The organism is Pedobacter sp. N36a (genome assembly GCF_014472395.1).
Classification (GTDB): domain Bacteria; phylum Bacteroidota; class Bacteroidia; order Sphingobacteriales; family Sphingobacteriaceae; genus Pedobacter.
Genome location: NZ_JACSZW010000001.1, coordinates 328,096 through 350,794 on the forward strand (window position 1 = coordinate 328,096; position 22,699 = coordinate 350,794).

Below are 22,699 nucleotides of genomic sequence, written 5' to 3' on the forward strand. Positions count from 1 at the left end.
AACGGAATTCTTACGAATTCCGCCTTTTCAAACAATATTGTTGTCGATTAAGATAAAACTTTTACCTCATCTTCTTTAGCAGCCAGGTAACGTTCTGCATCTAAAGCAGCCATACATCCTGAACCAGCGGCAGTTACTGCCTGACGGTAATAATGATCCTGTACATCACCAGCAGCAAAAACACCTTCTACATTAGTTTTTGTTGATCCCGGAATAGTTTTAAGATAACCGGTTTCATCCATATCTAACCATCCTTTAAAGATGTCTGTATTTGGCTTATGACCGATGGCCACGAAGAAACCATCTACAGGAATCTCAGATTCCACACCAGTTTGGTTGTTTAATACCCTTACCGCAGTAACATTTTTACCATTACCCAAGATTTCCTGAGTTTCCGTATGGTAAATGATTTCAATATTAGGAGTATTTAGCACCCTGCTTACCATTGCTTTTGAGGCTCTGAATTCGTCTCTTCTTACCAGCATGTATACTTTTTTACAAAGTTTAGCTAGGTAAGTTGCTTCTTCTGCTGCAGTATCACCAGCACCAACGATGGCTACATCCAGTCCTTTAAAGAAGAAACCGTCGCAAACTGCACAGGCAGAAACACCAAAGCCATTATATTTTTGCTCAGAAGGCAAGCCTAACCATTTTGCGGTGGCGCCAGTTGAGATAATTACCGTATCTGCAGTAATGGTTTTAATATCATCTACTACTACTTTATGTGGCATTGAAGAAAAATCCACTGAACTTACGTAACCAAAACGAATGTCAGTTCCAAAGCGTTCTGCTTGCTTACGGAAATCTTCCATCATTTCAGGACCCATTACTCCACCAGGATAACCTGGAAAATTATCAACGTCTGTGGTTTGTGTCAATTGCCCACCTGGCTCCATACCAGTATACATTACTGGTTTCAGTTCTGCACGAGCGGCATAAATTGCTGCGGTATATCCTGCCGGGCCGGAACCTATAATCAAACATTTAACGTGTTCTATTTCTTGTGACATATTATTTTTTCTGTTATACTACAAAATTACACTTTTCTACAACGCTTAGCAAGTCCCATTGCGCCAGAAGGCCGCATTATGAGGCAGCGATTATAAAATGATACCGGATGATTTGTTCGGAAAAATTAGGTTTGAATAATACCTACATTAAAAGCTTTTTTAATTGGCGATTGATTTGCAGCCTCTATGCCCATAGAAATCACCTTCCGCGTTTCCAGTGGATCGATTACGCCATCCACCCAAAGCCTGGAAGCGGCATAATATGGTGTCGTCTGACTGTTATACCGATCTGTAATTTCTTTTAGAAGTTCTGCTTCTTTCTCTGGAGTAATGGTTTCTCCTTTTGCTTTTAAAGACGCTTCCTGGATCTGCAGCAGTACTTTTGCCGCCTGAGACCCGCCCATTACCGCTATTTTAGCACTCGGCCAGGCATAGATCAATCGTGGATCATAGGCTTTGCCACACATCGCATAGTTACCTGCGCCATAAGAATTACCCAATACGATCGTGAATTTAGGTACTACAGAGTTGGCCACAGCATTCACCATTTTTGCTCCATCTTTAATGATCCCCCCTTGCTCAGACCTACTCCCTACCATAAACCCGGTCACATCCTGTAAAAATACCAAAGGAATTTTCTTCTGGTTACAGTTCATAATGAAGCGGGCTGCTTTATCGGCACTATCCGAATAGATTACGCCGCCAAACTGCATCTCTCCTTTTTTTGACTTCACTACTTTTCGCTGGTTAGCCACAATACCTACTGCCCAGCCATCTACCCTGCCCAATCCACAGATGATGCTTTGACCATACAGTTGTTTGTACTCGTCAAAATTGGAACCATCTACTAAGCGATGAATGATTTCCAGCATATCATAAGGTTTCTCCCTGCTTTCCGGCAGCATTCCGTAAATATCTTCCGGATTCAGTTTTGGCATTTCCGGTTTAATCCGGTCAAATCCTGCAACCTCCGGTTTACCCAGCATGCTCATGATGTTGCGAATGCTATCCAGACAAGCCTGGTCGTTGGGGTGTTTATAATCGGTTACACCAGAAATCTCACAATGGGTAGTTGCGCCACCTAAAGTTTCATTGTCGATATCCTCTCCAATGGCTGATTTCACCAGGTAAGAGCCCGCAAGAAAGACAGATCCTGTACCATCTACAATCATCGCTTCATCGCTCATAATCGGCAGGTAAGCACCTCCGGCAACACAGGAACCCATGATTGCAGAAATCTGTACGATTCCATCCGCAGACATCAGGGCGTTGTTCCTGAACATTCTTCCGAAGTGTTCTTTATCAGGGAAAATTTCATCTTGCATCGGAAGGTATACCCCGGCACTGTCTACCAGATAAATGACAGGCAAACGATTTTCCATGGCAATCTCTTGCGCCCTTAAATTCTTTTTGGCAGTCATAGGAAACCATGCACCGGCTTTTACCGTGGCATCATTGGCGATGATCATGCATTGTCTGCCGGAAACATAACCGATTCCAGCAACGACACCAGCAGAAGGGCATCCCCCTTGCTCGGCATACATGCCATCCGCAGCAAAAGCACCGACTTCCAAAAATTCGCTTTCTTTATCGATTAAATAAGCGATGCGCTCACGCGCTAAAAGCTTCCCTTTATCTTTTTGCTTTGCTGCATTCTTTGCTCCCCCACCTTCATATATCTTTTTAAGCCTCGTTTTCAACTCGTAAACCGACTGCTTATTCAAATCTTCATTTTTGTTGAATTCTATATTCATTTGGGCAAGTTAAATCTATTTTCCAATGAAACAAAAGTCCGTTTCGGGCTTTGGTATAAAGCTTTGATTTGTTTACTTTGCAGCTAGAAATTTCTGCCAATTATTTTTACCCATTATCTTCTTTTACCCTTTAAAATTCACAAAGTAATCCATTAGAAATAATCTAGTAATTTTTAGGATCAATAATTGCGATAATTTAAAAAATAAAGGCCATGAATGATCTATACAGCGTAGTCAAGAAGTTTTTCAATTATCGGTTCAACTTACAGGAAGACAGCGCTCCGCAGGCAGAAACCATCGCTTCTATTAAGAAGAATGTAGCTTTTAAAGGGGCCAATTTATGGACTTTGATTTTCGCAATTTTTGTAGCCTGTATAGGGCTAAATGTAAACTCCACCGCAGTGATTATTGGCGCCATGCTGATTTCCCCATTGATGGGACCTATTGTAGGAATTGGCCTTGGGATCGGCACTAACGACTTTGACCTGGTTAAAAAAGGGCTTAGAAACTTAACCCTGGCCACCATTATCAGTATTATTGCTTCCACGCTATATTTTACATTTACCCCACTTCATGAGACTTCTTCCGAGTTATTAGCCAGAACTTTCCCTTCCATATGGGATGTTTTTATTGCCACTTTAGGTGGATTAGCGGGTATTGTAGCTGCTACCAGAAAAGAAAAAAGCAATGTAATTCCAGGTGTAGCCATCGCAACAGCCTTAATGCCTCCATTATGTACTGCCGGATTCGGGATTGCCACAGGAAATCTATACTATTTTATGGGGGCTATTTACCTTTACTTCATCAATAGTGTCTTTATTTGCGTGTCTACCTTTCTGATCGTTCGTTACCTAAAATTTAAAAAGAGAACCTTTGAAAACATAGAGGATGAACAAAAAGTAAGTCGTTATATCCTGATCGTTGTGATGATTACGATCGCTCCAAGTATTTACCTTACTTATCAGATTGTCGGTAAAAGCATTTTTGAAAACAATGCGAATAGGTTTATCAGTCAGCAATTGAATTATAAGAATACACAAGTGATTTCAAAAAATCTGAAGTTCCACAGAAAAGGAAGTGAAATTGACTTATTATTGCTGGGTGCAGAACTTTCCAAGCTGGAATTGGATTCTTTAAACCAAAAGCTTTCGAATTATCAGTTGAAAGGTACAAAGCTGGTGATCAGACAAGGCTTGAATGCAAAAAATGAGGTGGATCTTTCCCAGATTAAAGCCAGTATTCTGGAAGATGTATTTAAAAGTAGTAAGGAATCTGCCGCTGTTAATGACCCATTGCAATTGCTCCTTCCAGACTTAAAGCCGGAGCTTCGCGTGCTTTATCCAGATTTAAAAGATTACAGCATCAGCAACACTGTATTTAACAGACTGGACACTAATAAATCAGATACACTAACAATGGTGGTCGCTTCTTTTTATAAGCCGATTCCAATAGCTGATCAGGATCGGCTGAGGTTATGGCTGAAAAGCAGGGTAAAAGCAGATTCTTTAAAGCTGATTGTTTTGTAAAATCTCCATCAGCCAGCAAAGAACAGGCATTTAACTTATATCAGCATTCATCTGTCATCCTTTAGGGCAGCAAATCAATGTACCAATACCCTGAGGTCTCCCCTTCTTCAGCCTTAGGTTTTGGAAACTCTTTGTATACTTTTTCTCCGAGACTGAATTGTATTGGATGCTTAAAAATCGGACCATCAAAAACAAAGGTGTGAAACTCTCCGTTCTCGCCGCAAGGATCAATCCCGGCAGGTAAATCGGCGATAAAATGCTCATCAATGACTCTTCCACAGAAATCTTCCAATCCTTTCTGGGCACAAACTACAATTGTTCGGTATCCCAGCGTGATAAACTCAGCAATCAGTTCCTTTGTATCACGTTTCCATAACGGGAATACTGCGTTTAACCCTATTTTCCTGAGTTCTTGCTCCCGGTACGTTCTCAGGTCTTCCAGAAAAATATCTCCAAAAATTGAATATTCCACACCCTTACTACGAAGTGTGTCCAGATGTTTGTGCATGCTTTCTTCATACGCCTCCATGGTTGGCGAGGCTGACAAGCGCACTTGGTACAACGGAATGCCTATACTTTCTGCCTGGGCAATGAGTAAAGCTTCCCTTACTCCATGCATACTCACCCTATTAAAAGCTTCATTTACGGTAGTCAATAAACAGCGAACCTCGAAAGTATTGGCTGCTAAAGTATGATGTAATGCCAGGCAGCTATCTTTTCCGCCACTCCAGTTAAAGAGGCTAATCTTTTTATCCATGAGGCTGCAATATTACAAGAAATTCTATTGCTGATTCAATAAAGACACTTTTTTAGTGGTATGAACGTTATATTAAATGTATGAAACTAAAAATTATTCTATTTCTTCTAGGCTGCCAGACTGCGGTTTACGCACAGAATTTCAAGTTTCCGACCTTAGCAAATCAAGGGAAATCGTTAGCCGATATGGTTCCTGCAAAATGGAAATTACTGGATTCTGTATCCGGAGATCTGAATCAGGATCAGGTAAAGGACTTGGCTGTTATTTTAGAATACCATCAGGAAATACGCGAAAGCAGGGCTTATGGTGATAATACTACAGACCTCATCACCGAAATTCAAAAACCAAGGATACTGGCTATCTATTTTAAAACCAGGAACGGTTATCAGCTGGCTACCCAGAACAACAACTTCATTTTACGGTCGGAAGAAGGCGGTAAGATGGGCGATCCTTTGCGTCCAATGGGCATTGAGCAAGGACAGCTTTCTTTATCCTTTCAGGGAGGCGGAGAATGGCGCTGGAAATTAAAATATAACTTCAAATACCAGGAAAAGAACTGGACCCTGGAAAAAGCAAGTAATTACTATTACAATGAGAATTCTGGGGAACTGACGGACAAGCAGTACGACTTTGTGAACCAGAAGCGGATGGTTACTACCGGACTCGGCCATCAGAGCAGGGTAGTTAATAAAACAGTTACTCAGGATTTCCCATTAAAAAACTTGCGTACTTTTCAAAGTTTTAAGAAGCCATGGACCTGGGAAATCAGCCCTGACGAATTCTTATAATAAAAACCTATTACTTTAAAATACAAAAGGGGGTATCCAAATCATGGATACCCCCTTTTGCTATGATCCATACACTAGCTTCTGCTAGAGTAGTTTGGTGATTCTTTAGTGATAGAAATATCATGTGGATGACTTTCTCTCATCCCTGCAGCAGTGATGCGTACAAATTTCGCTTTCTGAAGATCATCAATAGTTGCAGCTCCACAGTAGTGCATTCCAGCTCTCAATCCACCAACATACTGATAGATTACTTCTGCTAAAGTACCTTTGTAAGGAACGCGTCCAACGATTCCTTCCGGAACTAATTTGGTCACTACATCTTCTTCATCCTGGAAATAACGGTCTTTAGATCCTTGCTGCATTGCCTCTACAGAGCCCATACCACGGTAAGATTTAAATTTACGTCCTTCATAGATGATCGTTTCACCTGGAGATTCTTCTACTCCTGCGAACAATGAGCCTGCCATAATACAGCTTGCTCCTGCGGCGATTGCTTTTACAATATCACCGGTTTGTTTGATACCACCATCAGCGATTACAGGAATTCCTGTGCCAATTAATGCTTGTGCACACTCAAAAACTGCATACAATTGAGGTACACCAACACCAGCGATGATTCTTGTGGTACAAATAGAACCTGGACCAATACCAACTTTAACTGCATCTGCACCAGCTTCTGCCAATGCTCTTGCGGCGTCTGCGGTAGCGATATTTCCAGCGATCACCTGTAAATCAGGGAAACGAGCTTTAATGGCTTTTACCATATCAATTACTCCTTTAGAGTGACCATGCGCCGTATCAACGGTTACTACGTCTACTCCTGCGGCTACTAATGCCGCCACACGATCGATATTGTCAGCTGCTACACCTACAGCTGCACCAACGCGTAGTCTTCCACGTTCGTCTTTACAGGCTTTAGGGTAGTTTTTATATTTTTGGATGTCTTTGAAAGTGATTAAACCTGCAAGGTGCCCTTCTGCATTAATTACAGGTAACTTTTCAATTTTATAATCTTGTAAGATTTCTTCTGCTTGTAAAAGCGTCGTACCTTCCGGAGCAGTGATCAGATTTTCTCTGGTCATCACTTCTGAGACTTTACGTTGCATGTCTTTTTGGAAACGTAGATCTCTGTTGGTGATGATACCTACCAATTTATTGTCGGCATCAATCACAGGAATTCCACCTATTTTGAAATCCTTCATGATCTGGAATGCATCTGCTACTCTAGCATCTGCATTTAGTGTAACAGGATCCTGGATCATTCCACTTTCTGAACGTTTTACTTTTCTAACTTCTTCAGCCTGACGTTCGATGCTCATGTTCTTATGCAGCATTCCGATACCACCTGCCTGCGCGATGGCAATTGCCAAACCAGCTTCAGTTACGGTATCCATTGCTGCAGAAACTACAGGTACATTTAAACGTATTTTTTTAGTTAAAAAACTTCCGGTATCCACGTCACGTGGCAGAACTTCAGAATATGCAGGTACTAACAATACGTCATCGTATGTTAAACCTTCAGATATAAATTTATTGGGATCGAGTTGCATAGCAAATAATTTAGGAGTTACTATTTGCCGGGCAAACATACGATTATTATTGCAAATACGCAACAGGTCTGCAAATATGGGCAGTTTTAACCAAAAGATTACAAGAGATTAACATTTCTTAACTGCAGTAAAGAAATTGCTAGTGCTCCTCCGCCAGTGATGCATTGTTTTCCCTATTTTCTGGAGTCATCAGCTGCATGAACTCTTCATATCGATCGTCATGAAGCTAAAATAGAAAAAATCACAAAAACACAATAACGTCATGTCAGCAAGCCAACATGACGAATCGAGCTTAATATATAGGTATACTATTTGAAGTACTGAGCAATGTCTTTTTAAATTGAGAAAATATGGGCAGTATTCTGTTTAATGTTCCAATCGAAAAATCATCGAGATAAATGTAGCCGATATGCTTTCCTCCGCTTTCCATAGTTTGATAAATGGCTGGCTGGGCATAAGGTGTTAATCCAGCGATCATATTCAGTTCCCGATCTCCATCAAATACCCCATCCTGAAACTTTGCTAAAGTCAGCTGAGTGCTTCGACCACTGATCAGTTCTTTTTCCAAGGCCAGAATCCGATCTTTACTAAATTCCTGCCTATTAATTTTTCGGATATAATCACCTCTTTTCAAGCCATATCGCTCTGCGGGAGATCCCTTCAAGACAGATTTAACAACGCAGAGTACCTGCTTGCTCGCTGGTTCTTCAAATGCGGCATAGTCAAAACCGTATAAAGCGCGGGTGTTTATCGCAAAAGTACTGGCGTCACTGTCCAGATAAAGCCAGGAAAACCGGTCTGCTGAATTCCTGATGGAATTAAAAAATGCTGGTGGTGTTTGTTCGAGCCCTGCTGTTTTAGGCAAGACATCAGCCCAGTAATAATACTTTCGAAGGCTGTCTAAGATCCAGGTATTGATCTGTTCATGACTTCCTTCTGGATAAATGGGTGTGGATTTATCCTTTTTACAGGCCACAAACAACAGGAGCATAACCACACAGTAACACAGGCTTTTAAATTTCATAGGACAGCGTTAACCCTACAAAATTAAGGATGCAGTATAAACAAATTGTTAAGCCAGCAGGCTAAAAACATTACATTTGAACATTCAAATTATAGATTTATGACGACTTATCAGGCAGAATTTAAAAAGATCCCATTAACCACTTATCTAAACTTAAGAAAAGACTCAGGCCTGAGTCCTAAAACACTGGAAGCAGCAGAAATAGGTCTAAAAAACTCTGTCTGTGAAGTATTGGTGTCCGATCCGGAACAAGTTGGAAAATACATCGGCATGGGTAGGATTACCGGTGATGGCGGCTGCCATTGTCAGATTACTGACATGTGCGTATTGCCAGAATATCAGGGCAAAGGAATAGGTAAATCGATTATGGAGAAACTCATGGAATTTATCAATAATGAATTACCCGTTTCTTGTTACATCAGCTTAATCGCGGATGGGGATGCCTCGTTTTTATATGAGAAATTTGGCTTCAAAGACACTTTACCTGCCTCAAAAGGTATGGCCTATTTGAGGCGCTGATCTTTTTAGCATTAGCCCATATCTTAGTAAGATTTCGGAATCTCTGCTAGTTTCCTCCTTAAATACCATCCCCAACTTCTCCAAAAGTCAGATCATGCACATTCCGCTCGCCAATAAACTGCTTCCAGCCCCTTGTATTTAGCAGTTCCTGCATAAATGAAGCATCATTTATACTCAACTGATCCACTATAAGGCTGGAAGTAATTATCGGCTTCATTTAGATTATTTTTTGGGATTAAAAAGCTCAAAGCCTTTGTACAAAGCGTTGTGTAATACATTGGCATGGTTTCCTTCCGGAAAATACACAAAATGAACTTCTAAATTAGTGGTCTTTAAAGTTTCTGCTAGCTTTTTCGCATCATCCTCCATCACTGCTCCTTCTTTTCCTACCGCAACATAAACTTTGGTCTTTGCAGCTGGCAATGATCTCAAGAGTTCTGGTGCTTTGGCCAGTAAAGATTCATTATCCCACCATAGACTTGGACTCACAATCATGTATTGATGGAATAGCGCTGGCGATTTCAACAATATTTCTGTCGCTAAAAGGCCACCAAGGCTTTGGCCAATCAACATTTTACTAGCATTTGTTTGATAGTTCTTTTCGATATAGGGCTGCAACTCTTTTCCGATAAAATTGATGAACTTTTCCGAATGTCCCGTAGTAGGGTAATCTTTAATGTCCGCTGCAATTGTACTAGGAAAGGTATAGTCTCTTTTTCTATCCACGTTAGCAATACCTACTACAATCGATGCAGGCATAGTTTCCGTCATGCTTAAAAACTGAGTCAGGCCGGCAACGTGTACAAAATCTTCATTTGCGGAACCATCCAGCAGGTAAATTACCGGATAATTTTTTGCAGAATCAATATGGTAGCCATCGGGCAGGTAGATATTTAGTGTTCTGCTTTCGCCAAGTATGCTCGATTGAATTTTATCTGTCCGGCCAATAGAAAAAGGGCGGCTTTCAGTTTTTTCGCTGGTGGTTGACCTCGTTGTTGTTGAGGTGGTGATAGTGGTGGTTTTTCGGGCAGGTTTCTTTTGTTGTGCGCTGGAATCAATAGTCGTAAAAAGTCCCAAAATAAAAAGGGAATACAGGTATTTCATAAATAGGTGTTTTTTCAAAAATAGTGATCATTTGACACAAAAAAACCAAAACCAATGATTAAATATGATAATTTGCAGCACACATTTTACTATACCTACAAATGAAAACATCATCAAAAATTACTATTATTGGCCTGGGCGGAGTTGGTGGTTATTTCGGATTTAAATTGGCGCAACGCTATTCAAATCAAGAAGATACCAGGATCACTTTTGTGGCCAGAGGAGAAACCTATGAAATTGTGAAGAAAGACGGACTCCGCTTATTATCTCCTGAACATGAAAATCCAATAGCTCATCCTGCGGAAATTTATGCTGACTTAAGAGAAATACCTGCAACAGATGTATTCTTAATCTGTGTCAAAGAATATGATCTGGAAAAAATTTGTCTGCAGTTAAAAGACAAAATTAAAGCCGATACCGTGATTTTACCTTTAATGAACGGAGTAGATATTTATGAGCGGATCAGGAAGGTAATCAGTACTGGAATTGTACTTCCTGCCTGTGTGTATGTGGCTTCTCATATTAAAGAACGAGGAACTGTAGAACATAAAGGAAATGCAGGTAAAATTCTAGTTGGCAATGACCCAAGGCATCCGGATTACAATGCAGAGAAATTAATAGATTTAATGAAATCCGCGGGTATTGACGTTCAATATAAGCAGGATGCTTTCCCTGACATCTGGACAAAATTCTTCTTCATAGCAAGCTTTGGACTGGTTTCTGCCCGATATAATCAGTCGATTGGTCAAATCAATGAATTCCCGAAATTACGTGAAAGAGCAACCTGGATTATGGAAGAAATTAAAGCAATTGCGAACAAAAAAAACATAGCTATTCCAGCTGACATTATAGAAAAAACTTTCCAGAAAGCAGCTACTTTTCCTTACAGCACCCCTACTTCATTACAGCTGGATATTCAATCGGGAAAGGAACATACGGAACTGGAATTATTTGCCGGTGCAATTATAGATTATGGAAAAATACTGGAGCTTCCCGTGCTGGAAAGCAACAGAATATATGAAGAAATAAAATCAGGAAAGATCAGTTGATAGGAATGATCCGTAATTCAGTATTCATCAAAAAAAAGCAGGCCTTATCTTTTGATGAATACTGAATTGTCTTTTTATAAAGTGTGAAAGCGCCCATTTGTGGAGCCCTGTTTTTCTTTTTAAAACCCTGCAGCAGCTGGTCTTTTACCTTTCACATTAATGATCGTTCTACTGATCACTGGCTGAAGTGCAATCCACACGATAGTAAACAAACAAAGTGCAGTAATGATCTCGTAATAGTTGACACAATATTGGAGAAATGCTTGTTTTTGCACGGATTTATTTAGGAGTCCAACTGCAACTTTTGCTGCTTCATCTTTTAACATTCCATGACTGGTGAGCGCGTTTTGATAGCCCGTTAATCGCTCAGAGAAACCTAAATCCAACACCGTTAATCCGCCCCTCATGTCATTGTTATGGCTTCCTTTAAAATACAATTGAAAATAATTCATCAAGGCGAGACTCAGGCTGAAGGCTGAGAAACGCACCAATACCCCTACTGATGCTGCAGATTGGCTCATTTGAACTGGAACTGCCGACACGATAAACATCACTATTGGCGACATCACCATTCCTGCACCCAGCCCTTGCAAAAATAACGGCAGGATAAAAGTACTGGCATCTGCTTCTGTTGCAAACAGAAAGCACATCAGCGTAAAAAAAACCGCTAACAATGTAAATCCAGCAACCCATAATACCCGGAGCATTTTTTGCAGAATTAAGAAGCGAATCGCCATACAAGAGCCTGCAATAATCCCTAGAATATTGAAGATCATGAGCTCATTTGCATGTAAGGAATCCATTCCCAATACCATGATAAAGTAAGTACTCGTTAAAGTAAAAGCACCTCTGACCAAATATAAAATCACTAAAAACACAATTCCGATACTAAAATTGCGATACTTGAATACGGAAAGATTGACGGTAGGACGCTTTAAAGCTTTCTGTCGCAAAACAGAAAGAACAGCCAAGCTGAAAATAGACAATAGGCTGTAAACAATGCTATGATCTTCTAGCCAATCTTTTTGCTGGCCATATATTAATACGTAAGCAATAAGGATCAGCAGGATGACAAAAAGCAAAAAACTGGCCCAATCCAGTTGGTATAAAGGTTTTTTACGAATCAGGTGCACACGGTTTAAAATCGAAAACAGCAAAGCTGCGGTCGGCAAAAAGCAAAAGATAATTGCTTTATACAAGACATTATATTCAAAATTCTCTACTAAAGGTGCAGCAAATAATGCCGTAACCGGCGATACACACAGAATCATTCCATAAAATATCGTGTACCCTATTTCTCTGGAATGTTCAGATTTTAATCTTCCAAACAATAGCGTCAGACAAATACTGGTAATACCGCAATTGACAATTCCCTGTAGAAATCTAAAGGTAAAAACGAGCCATATTTCCCGGGTATGGTAACAGCAATAAGCGATCAGGATTTCGAGCACAATACAGATCAGGAGGTAATCTTTGGTGATGATTCGCTCAAGAAAACGTCGTTCTACCCCTGCAAAGCTGGCTACTGCGGCATAAAACAGTAATAAGGAAAATTGCACATCTGCAGGTTCCATACCATAATATCCAGCAGCTGCTGCCCCATCTGCAGTAGATAAGGCGAACAATAATACTGAGGACAGCAGCAGTAACAAAATGCTCAGCTTGATGAGCCATTCTGGAACCCATGATTTAAAAATGGGCAGTGATTTACTCATGGTCTTTTTTGATCTGAACAGTTGCGCTCATTCCAGCGTTTAATTTTGTTAAGGAGGCATCTGCACCTTCCAGACGGATTCTTACCGGAATACGTTGCGCTATTTTCACAAAATTACCAGTGGCATTATCAGGAGGTAATAAAGAAAACCTGGAACCTGTTGCTGCAGAAAGAGACTCTATTTTCCCTTTAAAGGACTGACCCGGGAAGGCGTCTACTTGAATAGTCACAGGTTCACCGACATACATTTTTCCGATCTGCGTTTCTTTAAAATTTGCAATCACCCATTTTCCTGCATCTTTGTCTACGATATAAGCGATCGTTTGCCCGCTTTGCAGCAATTGTCCCGGCTGAATGGTCCTCCTACCCATTTTACCGTTATAAGGTGCTAAAATCACAGTGTAAGAAGTATTCAAATGATTTCTTTTTAATACTGCTTCTCTACGTTGGATTTCAGAAAGGAGCACTGCTGACTGCACTTTTATGTCGTTCGTTTTAGAAATTGCCGCGGCATAGTCTTCCTGAGCGGCATTGTACTCCGCTTGTGCTACTTCCAGCATACTTTGCATACGCTCTAACTGCTGACGGGTAGCTGATTCTGCCTCAAATAGTTTTTTATAGCGATCATAATCTGCCTGTTGCTTCCATAATTTTGCTTTGGCTGCCGCAATTTTTGATTTACTTGCACTTGCAAGTGTACTAGCCGTTTGCACATTGCTCTGCAATACAGAAACCTGGGCTTTTGCATTGGAAAGCGAAGCTGCAGCTTCCTCTTGCTGTACGGTATAATCACTGTCATCAATCACGACCAGCGTATCTCCCTTTTTAACCTCTTGATTTTCGATATAACGAACAGATTTAATATATCCATTTACTCTTGCAGTAACTGGATTGATGTATTCCTCTATCTGGGCATCATTGGTTTCTTCAAAACGTAAATAACTGAAGACCGTTTTGCCTCCCCAGACCAACAAAACGACCATCACTATAGCCGCAATGACCGTCGTGACTACTGAAATTCTTTTATCTGTTTTATTTTGTGTTTGCGTGTTCATATTATAGGTTTCCTACAGCTTTTTCTAATTGATAGTATTGTATTTTGGCATTTACTTTGGCAGTTGTCAGTTCAAAACGCGATTGCAAAAGCTGGGTTTCTGCATCCAGTAAATCCGTCAGTAAAGACAACTGATTGAAATAGGTATTCTGTACGATTCGATAACTCTCTGCAGCTTGTTTAATGTTTTCATTTGCTACTTCAATTCGTTTCAATGACTCTGTATAACGGATGTAGTTCTCCTGTACTTCCTGACGGATATTGTCTTTCACCTCTTCGTCTTCTACTTCCTGTTGATGGAGTTTAATCTCTGCTACTTTAACCTTGTGTTTATTGGTATAAAGGTTAGAAATAGGGATTTTCAATTTGATACCGGCCATACCATTGCGATATGGTGCAAGTGCATAAGGATAAAACTGGATCTGCGGATAGGCCAGCATATATTCACCGAACAAGCCAACAGAAGGCAGGATATTAGATTTTACCTGTTTCAATTTCAACACCCTAAGTTTTTGTTCTTTCTCAGAGATCTGCAGCTTAAAAGAATTCGATTGTCCAGCTGCGAGGTAATTGGCCAATCCCTTGATTAAAACCGGATCATTTTCCTGATCAGAAATAACAGGTATTAGAGGCGTATCATCAGCCCTTCCTATTAGTATATTGAGCTTCTGCTCTGCAATATGGATGCTGTTTTGAATTTCTGTCAGCATCATTTTTTGCTTCGACAAGCGCAGTTCTGCACGCAGCACATCGCTTTTAAGGACCGTCCCATTTTTATATAGTACATTGATTTCCTGCAGTTGTTTTTCCCTGTCTTTAATGTCTTGCAGCAGCAGCGTCTGATACGACTGATTGCGGTAAACATCATAGAAATACACCGCAGCAAGGAAATGTATTTCCTGCTTATTCAGGTTCTTTTTGGCAATTGCCAACTCCGTTTCCGTCTTTGAAGCTTCGATTTCACGATTGGTTTTACCACCATTGTAAAGGTTCAGGTAAGCATCGCCGGATATTTTATAATACTTTGGCTCTACTGGAAATTGCGTGGGTGTATGAAACAAACCATTTTCATAAATGGGCATTTTAAAGATGTGCGCCAATACACCGTTTGCCGCAATTTCTGGCAGCCTTTCTGATTTGGCTGCTTTAATTCCTGCCTCGGAAGCTAGCACATCAAGGTGTGTCATTTGTATCTTCCTGCTGTTGCTATCTGTAAGCTGCCAAACCTGGCGAATTGAAAGTGGATTTCCGCTATCCACAGGCCCTTGTGCATGGGTAAAAAGAGAGGATAAAAGAAGGGTCATTCCGCCGAGAAATGTTCTTTTATACGAGCTATAATTCATATATATTATTTAATGCTACAAATTTCGGTTAACATTTCTTTCTTTATTTTATCTAAAGTGACATATATTTGTTCAAACCAGCCATATGGATCATAACAGTAAAGAAAGCCTTTTATCGGCCATAGATGAACAGCCAAAAAGTACCTATGTATGGCATAGTAAGTTTGAAGACCGCTTTCGTCACCACCAACATTTCAAAGGTCAGCTGACTTATGTGGAAGGTGGAGTAATTTTTCTATACGCGAACGACAAGTCGTACTTTTTACCGGGCCGTCATTACCTCTGGATTCCTGCAGGAGTTGCGCACCACTTGGAACACCGCTATCGCTCTGCGGTGGTAAGAAATATCTATTTTGCCCATGATGACTTAAACCAGGATCCTTTTTTCGATCGCATCGGCATTTATCCTGTGAATAATTTGTTATTGGAAATGCTGAAATACTCGGAACTTTGGAATGGAAATATTGTTCCTGGGAGCGCTCAGTATGATTTCTTAAATACACTAAAAAACATCCTGCCAGACATCAGCAAACATCCGCTTCCAATTGTGGTTCCTACCACCGACAATGAGCGTTTGCGCCCTGCTTTGCAATATATTCATCAGCATTTGTCAGAAGATTTAACGCTGGAAAGTATTGCCGCAGTAACCGGTTTTTCCGAACGCACGTTATCGCGTATTTTCCTGGCTTCTCTGGATATTTCTTTTTTTCAATACCTGAAGTTGGTCAGGATCACTAAGGCAATGGAAAAGTTATTAGAAAGCGATCTGACAATAAGTGAGATCGCTTATGAGGTAGGTTACGACAGTATCTCCTCCTTCAGTAATACCTTTTTCAAGATGACCGGAAGGAGACCTTCTTCGTTTAGGGCGCTGAAAACTGCTAGCCTCAGCACAGATTAGCGAATTACGCAGTCGGTTCTTCCGGATCTGGCTCAGTATGCAGTCTTTTTTGTTTCGGTCCTTGTGGCCAGATGTAACAGGTAGACTGTTTTTTCCAACCCAGACTTTTATAAAAATCACCTTTACCAGGAGCGGCAGTCAGGTTAACGAAATGATAATTGTCGCCCAGCTTTTCATTTAACGTATTTACCAGGTATTTACCCAGTCCATTTCCCTGAAAATCAGGATCCACAATGATATCTGCAAGAATGGCATAATACCTGCCATCGTCTATGGTTCTTCCAAACGCAATCAGCTGATCTCCCTTATAAATGAATAAAGTCCAGCTGCTTCTTCTGAAAGCTGCTTCTATGTCTGCTTCTACCCTTGTTCTCCAATCCACCTTATCAAATAACTCACATACGTAAGTCCAGTCGATCGTCGACAAATCAGGATTTATTTTGTAAGTCAGGTCGTTCACATCTATTTTAATCGGAGACATATTTAGCTTAAAGATTTTAATTGGGCACAAATATCAACAAATAATTCATCTGTATTTAATAGTTTAGATAATTGTGGAAAAATCAATTTCAGCCGTAAAAGGTCTAATTATCATTCGTTACGAGCAACATCAAGATAATTACTTTATTATAAAAATAAAAAACATCATGTTTTTTTTACTATAGAGAAAAAGTATTTATATTGCCCTATCAAATTAACGCTCATGAATAAAATCAAGTCCATACTGTTCATGACTTCCCTTTATACCTTTGCTCAGGAAAACGGGAAAGAAGTAAAAACCTCCAAATTTGGGAAGATAAATCCTATAGAATTTGACATTAAGCCGACGGGGGAAACGTGGTCATCAAAGATAACACACTGACTTACCAGCGCAAGATCATCATCTCTAATAAAACCTATCCTGCAGAAAGATATAATGATGATGTGGCTTTTCGTAAAAAGCTGCATCAGGCCGATAAACAAAAAATTGTCCTGGCTAAGCGCTAACAGCCAGGACAATTTTCATAAAAAATATGCTTATTTCTTTCCTACAATTACTTTACTAAAATCAGCAGTATTCAAGTATTGATTTGCCAGTTGTTTTAAATCTTCTGGAGTGATCGTTTTCACGGTTTTGATATAGTTCTCGTAATATGTGTAATCTAAGCCAGAAAAATAGGCGTTTTTAAACTTATCTGCATGAGAAAATGCATTTTCTAAACTGCCTAACATAGAACCTAACATATAGTTACGTACCAGGTTCAATTCTTCTTCCGAAACCAATTCGGATTTTAATAAATCAATCTCTTTCTCGATTTCAATCAAGGTGTTGCCACAAACCTCTGTCCCTACTTCCGTAGCGATAAAGAAATAACCAGCATCTTTTAAAGAAACAATTGCAGAGCCGATCCCATAAGTATATCCTTTATCCTCGCGAATGTTGGCCATTAAACGAGATCCGAAATATCCACCCAACAAACAGTTCATCACCTGAAATCCAGGGAAATCTCTATGTTTCCTGGTGATGGCTAATGCGCCCATACGGATGGCCGATTGGATCGCATCTGCTTTTTCAATCAGCAGCTCCTTCCCCGCTACCGGAGAAAAGTCAAATTTATTGAGGACAGATGCTTCGTTGTTATTCCAGGTTTTCCCTAAAATACTATTCAACAAATCAAACTCTGATTGTTCAAACTTACCTGCCACAAAGATGGTACAGTTTTCAGGTTTATAAGCTGCTTTAAAGTAGCTGAGTAAATCTGCCTGCTGTATGGCTTCGTAATCTGTAGCTGAGATATTTGAGCCATAGCTGGAATCTCCAAAAATAGCATGGGCAAAATGCTTTCTGGCTAGGAAGTCATTTTTTTGCAAGCTAACCTGTAAAGATTGCTTTTGATTCTGCACATAAATATCCAACTCCTGCTGAGGGAAAACACTCTCATTAAGAATGGATTGCAAAATCGGTAATACCGCAGCCAGGTGTTTATTCAAGGTATACACTTTTACGCTCGACTGGTCTGCACCATATTCTGTTTGCAGGAAAGCACCATAATAGTCTACTTTTTCAGCAATCTCTTTGGCCGTTAATTTTGCCGTTCCATTATTGATCAGGTGGCTCACTGTAACCGCCTGCAAAGGTTTATTCTGGTCCCAGTTTACGTTTTCAAAGATAAACTCAATACGTACCAGTTCCTGTTTACCAGCATTGATGGTAAATACCGGGATTCCATTATCCAGCTGCTGTTTTAATGGCTGTATAAAATTTATTTCCTCTACCTGTTTTGATTCAGGGGCTAATGTACGGTTAAGCATCTTGGGCAGTTAAATAGTATAAAATTGAAGACTGTTCTTTAACGAAGGTGCGTTTTGCCACCTCCAAAATACGCGATGAAGTCACTTCATGGTACCTGTCGATCTCTGTGTTGAGCATATTTGCATCCCCTAGCAGCTCGTAATAAGCCAGGTTCATGGCCTTATCTAAAAGGCTCATTTCTGCAAATACGATGATAGATTCCGACTTGTTTTTTACCTTAGTCAGCTCATCTATTGTCACTTCTTCGGCAGCAATAGCATTCAGTTCTTTCCAGATCGCGGCTTCTGCTGCTTCCATCGTCACCCCTTCTACTAATTTACCCTCAACGATGAATAAACCTTTGTCTATACTTCCAGTTAAGTAAGCATGAATATCACTGAACAATTGCTGTTCTTTCAATAGGCTATTGTATAATCTGGACGATTGACCCTGAGAAAGGATATCAGACATCAGGTCGTAAACCTGATAATCTTTATCGGCACGGTCAGGCATTTGGAAAGCCATATAAATCGCATTCAATGGTACTTCTGCCACCACTGTTTCCTCACGGGCTGCAGTTTGCTGTGGTTCTACAGGAAGATTTCTATCGGTTTGTTCCCCAGCAGGGATCGACGCGAACCACTTTTCAGCCAATGCTTTGACTTCTTCTGTTTTCACATTTCCTCCAACTACCATAATGGCATTCTTCGGGTGGTAATGTTTTTTGAAAAATGCTTTTACATCTTCCATTTTGGCATCTTCGATCTGCTTTAAATCTTGACCGATAGTTGCCCAGCGGTAAGGGTGTTCTTTATAAGCAAGTGGTCTCAGCTTCAACCAAACATCACCGTAAGGTTGATTCAAGTACCTTTGTTTGAACTCTTCACAAACCACATTTCGTTGTGTTTCCAGACTTTTCTCTGAAAAAGCAAGACTCAGCATGCGGTCACTTTCCAGCCAGAAAGCAGTTTCCAGATTTGTAGCCGGCAAGGTGATGTAATAGTTGGTGATGTCATTGCTGGTGAAAGCATTGTTTTCACCGCCAACTCTTTGCAAAGGCTCATCATAGCTGGGAATATTTACAGAACCGCCAAACATCAGGTGTTCAAATAAATGGGCAAAGCCGGTTTTATCTTGTTCTTCGTCTCTTGCACCAACGTCATATAGAATGTTCAACACCGCCATAGGCGTTGTATCATCTTCGTGTACCAGGACACGCAATCCATTGGCCAATGTAAAACGGTTAAAATCTACCATATGTATATCAATAATCTGTCAAAGATAAGCATAAAGCAAAAGGGAAATGTGATAATAATGTGAAATAAAAAGAAAGGAACTTATGGTATATTTGCAGTATGAATACAGCCGAATTATTGCATAGGGCGCTAAAATTCGACTTTCTTACACAAGAAGAAGGCGTTTTTCTGTATCACCATGCGTCAACTGCCGAACTGGCCTATGTGGCCAATGAACTTAGGAAAAAACAAGTACCTAGCGGGAAAGTCACCTGGCAGATAGACCGTAATGTAAACACTACCAATGTATGTATAGCAAATTGCAAATTCTGTAACTTCTTTAGAAGACCAGGACATGACGAAAGCTATATCACTGACATTGAAACTTATAAAGTTAAAATTGAAGAGACTTTCAGATTAGGCGGAGATCAGTTGTTATTGCAGGGTGGGCACCATCCAGACCTAGGACTGAAATTTTATGCCGATCTATTTAGAAAGTTAAAAGAGTTATATCCTGATTTGAAGCTCCATGCTTTAGGTCCGCCGGAAATTGCCCATGTGGCTAAACTGGAAGGAATTTCCCATACCGAAGTTTTAAGTGCTTTAAAAGCAGCCGGAATGGATTCCTTGCCTGGTGCAGGTGCTGAAATTCTGAACGATCGTGTGAGAAGGTTGATTTCCAAAGGCAAATGCGGTGGAAAAGAATGGTTAGACGTGATGCGTGCAGCGCATCAGCTCGACATCACCACCTCAGCAACCATGATGTTTGGTCATGTGGAAACCATTGAGGAACGTTTTGAACACTTGGTTTGGATCAGGGAAGTACAGAGCGAAAAACCAGCAGATGCCAAAGGTTTCCTTGCCTTTATCCCATGGCCTTTCCAGGATGATGGCACTTTATTGAAGCGATTAAGAGGCATCAGTAATAATGTTTCGGGAGATGAGTACATCAGAATGCTTGCACTGAGCAGAATTATGCTGCCTAACATTAAAAATATTCAGGCTTCCTGGCTTACGGTAGGTAAAAATGTAGCGGAGCTATGTTTACATGCAGGTGCCAATGATTTTGGATCGATTATGATTGAGGAAAATGTTGTTTCTGCCGCTGGTGCGCCACACCGTTTTACTGCGAAAGGCATTCAGGATGCGATCAGAGAAGCAGGTTTCGAGCCTCAGCTTCGCGGCCAGCAGTACAATTACCGCGACCTTCCAGAACATTTAGAAGAACAGGTGATCAATTATTAAAGAGTAGCTGATCGATCACTAAAAGAAAAAAGGGAAGGAGCACTTGCTCCTCCCCCCATCTTAAACCTAAACAAATCCCTATGTTATTTAAGAAACCCCAAATAGCTTCACAATATCTAATACTTGCTGTGTAGTTAATGGCTCATCAAATGATTCTGAAGCGGCATTCGCAGTTACTGCAGTTCCGTTAATTCCAGTAATCGTTAATCCTGCCTGGATCACATTTTCTTCTCCTGCATATACTGCTGCTGCATTTGGAACACCACTATCATTACCACCAGTTATCCATGGTTTAATAGAAACTCCATTTTGTGCACGCATGTATCGGATTTTTGCAGCATGACGGGCTTCCACAGAATGAATATTCAATGCTGCTTCTAACACGCCTCCCTGCCCCACTAATGCTGGAGCCTGACCTTTATAGGCACGAACTCCAGTATCTTCCAAAGCCTGGGCAACAGCAAGAAAAATACCGTAATTACCCACTGCAAAGGGATTTGGAAAAGCACCACTCGCAGTCCAGTCGTAACTAGGTTTAGCGGTAACTGCATCTGCACCAATCACTCCTTTTAAAAAGTTAACGTGTGAAGTTTCATGCGCAGAGATGATCCCAATAGCTGCTTTATCCAGCGTTGCCTGCTTAGATCCGGAGAAATCCGCACCACCAGTAGTTTTCAGCGCCTGAGTATAAAACGCAGCTTCAAAATGTTCCAGAGTTAAGGCAAATTGCAATACTGCTTTCACATTAGCCGGTAAAGTACTTTGTCCATATGCTTTGTTAAACATAGAGCCGAGTGCCAATGGAACTGCAGCCAGACTTATTTTTTTTCCTACATTGAAGAATTCCTTCATTGCAGTTCTACGTGGACTAAAGCGTTCATACACTTCTCCATCTACTTTTTCAATTTCTTCTAATATATCGACGATATTCATGATGTTTCAGGTTAAGGCTATAAATTAATCACGTTGATTTTTGTTTTAACAAACCCACCGGCAATAGCCAGTACCGCTTTTGGGTCACGGGAAGTCTCTAATCCGTTTACGGCATCGACTACTTCTAAGTTAGAGAAGGAGTTTGGGGAAATCAGCTCTCTGATGTAGGCAGCATGACGCGCTTCTACAGAAACAATCTTTCCAGCCAAAGTCAGGTAAGTTGTACTTTTCAATAATTTTCCAGCTCCATTATAAGCGGAAACGCCTAAATCTTCGAAAGCTTTTGCTGTGCCCAATACACTGGTTCTATCTGCGAAATTGATTTTTGAGAAGTCAACTTCCAATCCCGCGATTGCAGACGCGCCCAACGCATTTTTTAAAAATTCACGGTGTGCAATTTCATGAAACTGTATGTCTTTAAAATAGGCAAGCTCTGGAGCACTAATATTAGCATACGGAGTGGCGGCTACCTGAACATAAAATGCAGCCTCTAATTGTTCCAGGGCATAAGCATAATTTAATACGCCTACATCGTCTTTAAAATCAAGGGTGACGCCTCCCATACTTCCACCATTATCAATGATGTTTTTATCTTTTTTACATCCGGCGGCGATCAAAGCGATACCTGCCGCGCCTGCACCTGCAAATTGCAGAAATGAACGGCGTTGCAACGGAGCGGTAAGAATACTGCGTTCCTCTTGCAGCACTTCTTTTTCATCGTGTAAGTTTTTCATAGTTGTAGCTTTGGGTTAAAAAATCACGATTTTGCATCTGCAAATCATAATTCTAATTTTTAATTCAAAAGTTTATGAAACTTACCTGCGCAGGTTTTAGTTTTCTAAAATTTCTTAGGTTTTATAGAGGCACTTACGGTAGAAATGAACCCCTGGTTTTCAAACTGCTCAAAAAATATTCTTACAT

General features: G+C 40.5%; 22 protein-coding genes. 7 read left to right on the plus strand and 15 right to left on the minus strand.

Annotated elements, in window-relative coordinates; translation table 11 throughout:
* Window positions 1–47: 47 nt before the first annotated feature.
* Together trxB and H9X96_RS01580 are read right to left on the minus strand one after the other, a co-directional pair.
* Complete coding sequence (gene trxB, locus H9X96_RS01575) at window positions 48–1,010, minus strand: thioredoxin-disulfide reductase (protein WP_187664588.1); 963 nt, start codon at window positions 1,008–1,010, stop codon at window positions 48–50.
* Between the two features lie 125 nt (window positions 1,011–1,135).
* On the minus strand, window positions 1,136–2,764 hold the full coding sequence (locus H9X96_RS01580) for an acyl-CoA carboxylase subunit beta (RefSeq protein ID WP_187664589.1): 1,629 nt from the start codon (window positions 2,762–2,764) through the stop codon (window positions 1,136–1,138).
* Between the two features lie 212 nt (window positions 2,765–2,976).
* On the opposite strand from H9X96_RS01580, the gene H9X96_RS01585 reads away from it, so the two are divergent.
* On the plus strand, window positions 2,977–4,290 hold the full coding sequence (locus H9X96_RS01585) for a TIGR00341 family protein (protein WP_187664590.1): 1,314 nt from the start codon (window positions 2,977–2,979) through the stop codon (window positions 4,288–4,290).
* A gap of 61 nt (window positions 4,291–4,351) precedes the next feature.
* Here the strand turns inward: H9X96_RS01585 and H9X96_RS01590 are convergent, their stop codons facing one another.
* Window positions 4,352–5,047, minus strand: coding sequence for a diphthine--ammonia ligase (locus H9X96_RS01590; RefSeq protein WP_187664591.1), 696 nt, complete (start codon window positions 5,045–5,047; stop codon window positions 4,352–4,354).
* 80 nt (window positions 5,048–5,127) lie between these two features.
* On the opposite strand from H9X96_RS01590, the gene H9X96_RS01595 reads away from it, so the two are divergent.
* Window positions 5,128–5,835, plus strand: coding sequence for a hypothetical protein (locus tag H9X96_RS01595; RefSeq protein ID WP_187664592.1), 708 nt, complete (start codon window positions 5,128–5,130; stop codon window positions 5,833–5,835).
* Between the two features lie 74 nt (window positions 5,836–5,909).
* Here the strand turns inward: H9X96_RS01595 and guaB are convergent, their stop codons facing one another.
* Together guaB and H9X96_RS01605 are read right to left on the minus strand one after the other, a co-directional pair.
* Window positions 5,910–7,385 (minus strand): IMP dehydrogenase, encoded by a 1,476-nt coding sequence (gene guaB / locus H9X96_RS01600; protein ID WP_187664593.1) that lies wholly within the window; start codon window positions 7,383–7,385, stop codon window positions 5,910–5,912.
* A 292-nt stretch (window positions 7,386–7,677) separates the two neighbouring features.
* Window positions 7,678–8,409 carry a PDZ domain-containing protein gene (locus tag H9X96_RS01605; RefSeq protein WP_187664594.1) on the minus strand — a complete coding sequence of 244 codons (732 nt, stop codon included), beginning with the start codon at window positions 8,407–8,409 and terminating at the stop codon, window positions 7,678–7,680.
* 99 nt (window positions 8,410–8,508) lie between these two features.
* On the opposite strand from H9X96_RS01605, the gene H9X96_RS01610 reads away from it, so the two are divergent.
* Window positions 8,509–8,928, plus strand: a complete 420-nt coding sequence (locus H9X96_RS01610; RefSeq protein WP_187664595.1) for a GNAT family N-acetyltransferase — start codon at window positions 8,509–8,511, stop codon at window positions 8,926–8,928.
* A 58-nt stretch (window positions 8,929–8,986) separates the two neighbouring features.
* On the opposite strand, the gene H9X96_RS01615 is transcribed toward H9X96_RS01610, so the two are convergent.
* Together H9X96_RS01615 and H9X96_RS01620 are read right to left on the minus strand one after the other, a co-directional pair.
* Window positions 8,987–9,145: a hypothetical protein gene (locus H9X96_RS01615; protein ID WP_187664596.1), complete on the minus strand. Its 159-nt coding sequence runs from the start codon at window positions 9,143–9,145 to the stop codon at window positions 8,987–8,989.
* 5 nt (window positions 9,146–9,150) lie between these two features.
* Complete coding sequence (locus H9X96_RS01620) at window positions 9,151–10,032, minus strand: alpha/beta hydrolase (protein WP_187664597.1); 882 nt, start codon at window positions 10,030–10,032, stop codon at window positions 9,151–9,153.
* A gap of 101 nt (window positions 10,033–10,133) precedes the next feature.
* Between H9X96_RS01620 and H9X96_RS01625 the strand changes: the two genes are divergently transcribed.
* Window positions 10,134–11,081, plus strand: a complete 948-nt coding sequence (locus H9X96_RS01625; RefSeq protein ID WP_187664598.1) for a ketopantoate reductase family protein — start codon at window positions 10,134–10,136, stop codon at window positions 11,079–11,081.
* A 119-nt stretch (window positions 11,082–11,200) separates the two neighbouring features.
* Here H9X96_RS01625 and H9X96_RS01630 read toward each other — a convergent pair whose 3' ends face one another.
* From H9X96_RS01630 to H9X96_RS01640, 3 genes are read right to left on the minus strand one after another with little or no spacing between them, the layout of a single operon-like run.
* Window positions 11,201–12,796: an MFS transporter gene (locus H9X96_RS01630; RefSeq protein WP_187664599.1), complete on the minus strand. Its 1,596-nt coding sequence runs from the start codon at window positions 12,794–12,796 to the stop codon at window positions 11,201–11,203.
* The gene (locus H9X96_RS01635) at window positions 12,789–13,850 is read right to left on the minus strand and encodes an HlyD family secretion protein (protein ID WP_187664600.1); all 1,062 of its coding nucleotides are present in this window, start codon (window positions 13,848–13,850) and stop codon (window positions 12,789–12,791) included. The genes H9X96_RS01630 and H9X96_RS01635 overlap by 8 nt, the downstream gene beginning before the upstream one ends.
* Window position 13,851: 1 nt before the next feature.
* Window positions 13,852–15,192 carry a TolC family protein gene (locus H9X96_RS01640; RefSeq protein WP_187664601.1) on the minus strand — a complete coding sequence of 447 codons (1,341 nt, stop codon included), beginning with the start codon at window positions 15,190–15,192 and terminating at the stop codon, window positions 13,852–13,854.
* Between the two features lie 85 nt (window positions 15,193–15,277).
* Between H9X96_RS01640 and H9X96_RS01645 the strand changes: the two genes are divergently transcribed.
* The gene (locus tag H9X96_RS01645; protein ID WP_187664602.1) at window positions 15,278–16,093 is read left to right on the plus strand and encodes an AraC family transcriptional regulator; all 816 of its coding nucleotides are present in this window, start codon (window positions 15,278–15,280) and stop codon (window positions 16,091–16,093) included.
* Window positions 16,094–16,097: 4 nt separating this feature from the next.
* Here H9X96_RS01645 and H9X96_RS01650 read toward each other — a convergent pair whose 3' ends face one another.
* Window positions 16,098–16,574: a GNAT family N-acetyltransferase gene (locus H9X96_RS01650; protein ID WP_187664603.1), complete on the minus strand. Its 477-nt coding sequence runs from the start codon at window positions 16,572–16,574 to the stop codon at window positions 16,098–16,100.
* A 356-nt stretch (window positions 16,575–16,930) separates the two neighbouring features.
* Here H9X96_RS01650 and H9X96_RS01655 point away from each other — a divergent pair, with 356 nt between their 5' ends.
* Entirely contained in the window at window positions 16,931–17,080 is a 150-nt protein-coding gene (locus tag H9X96_RS01655) for a hypothetical protein (RefSeq protein WP_187664604.1), read from the plus strand.
* Between the two features lie 30 nt (window positions 17,081–17,110).
* Here H9X96_RS01655 and H9X96_RS01660 read toward each other — a convergent pair whose 3' ends face one another.
* The gene (locus H9X96_RS01660) at window positions 17,111–18,385 is read right to left on the minus strand and encodes a pitrilysin family protein (protein WP_187664605.1); all 1,275 of its coding nucleotides are present in this window, start codon (window positions 18,383–18,385) and stop codon (window positions 17,111–17,113) included.
* On the minus strand, window positions 18,378–19,622 hold the full coding sequence (locus H9X96_RS01665) for a pitrilysin family protein (RefSeq protein WP_187664606.1): 1,245 nt from the start codon (window positions 19,620–19,622) through the stop codon (window positions 18,378–18,380). Before H9X96_RS01665 ends, H9X96_RS01660 begins: the two co-directional genes overlap by 8 nt.
* Window positions 19,623–19,720: 98 nt before the next feature.
* On the opposite strand from H9X96_RS01665, the gene mqnC reads away from it, so the two are divergent.
* Complete coding sequence (gene mqnC, locus H9X96_RS01670; RefSeq protein ID WP_187664607.1) at window positions 19,721–20,845, plus strand: cyclic dehypoxanthinyl futalosine synthase; 1,125 nt, start codon at window positions 19,721–19,723, stop codon at window positions 20,843–20,845.
* A gap of 87 nt (window positions 20,846–20,932) precedes the next feature.
* Here the strand turns inward: mqnC and H9X96_RS01675 are convergent, their stop codons facing one another.
* Window positions 20,933–21,778, minus strand: coding sequence for a ferritin-like domain-containing protein (locus H9X96_RS01675; RefSeq protein WP_187664608.1), 846 nt, complete (start codon window positions 21,776–21,778; stop codon window positions 20,933–20,935).
* Window positions 21,779–21,795: 17 nt separating this feature from the next.
* Window positions 21,796–22,512: a ferritin-like domain-containing protein gene (locus tag H9X96_RS01680; RefSeq protein WP_187664609.1), complete on the minus strand. Its 717-nt coding sequence runs from the start codon at window positions 22,510–22,512 to the stop codon at window positions 21,796–21,798.
* Between the last annotated feature and the right edge of the window lie 187 nt (window positions 22,513–22,699).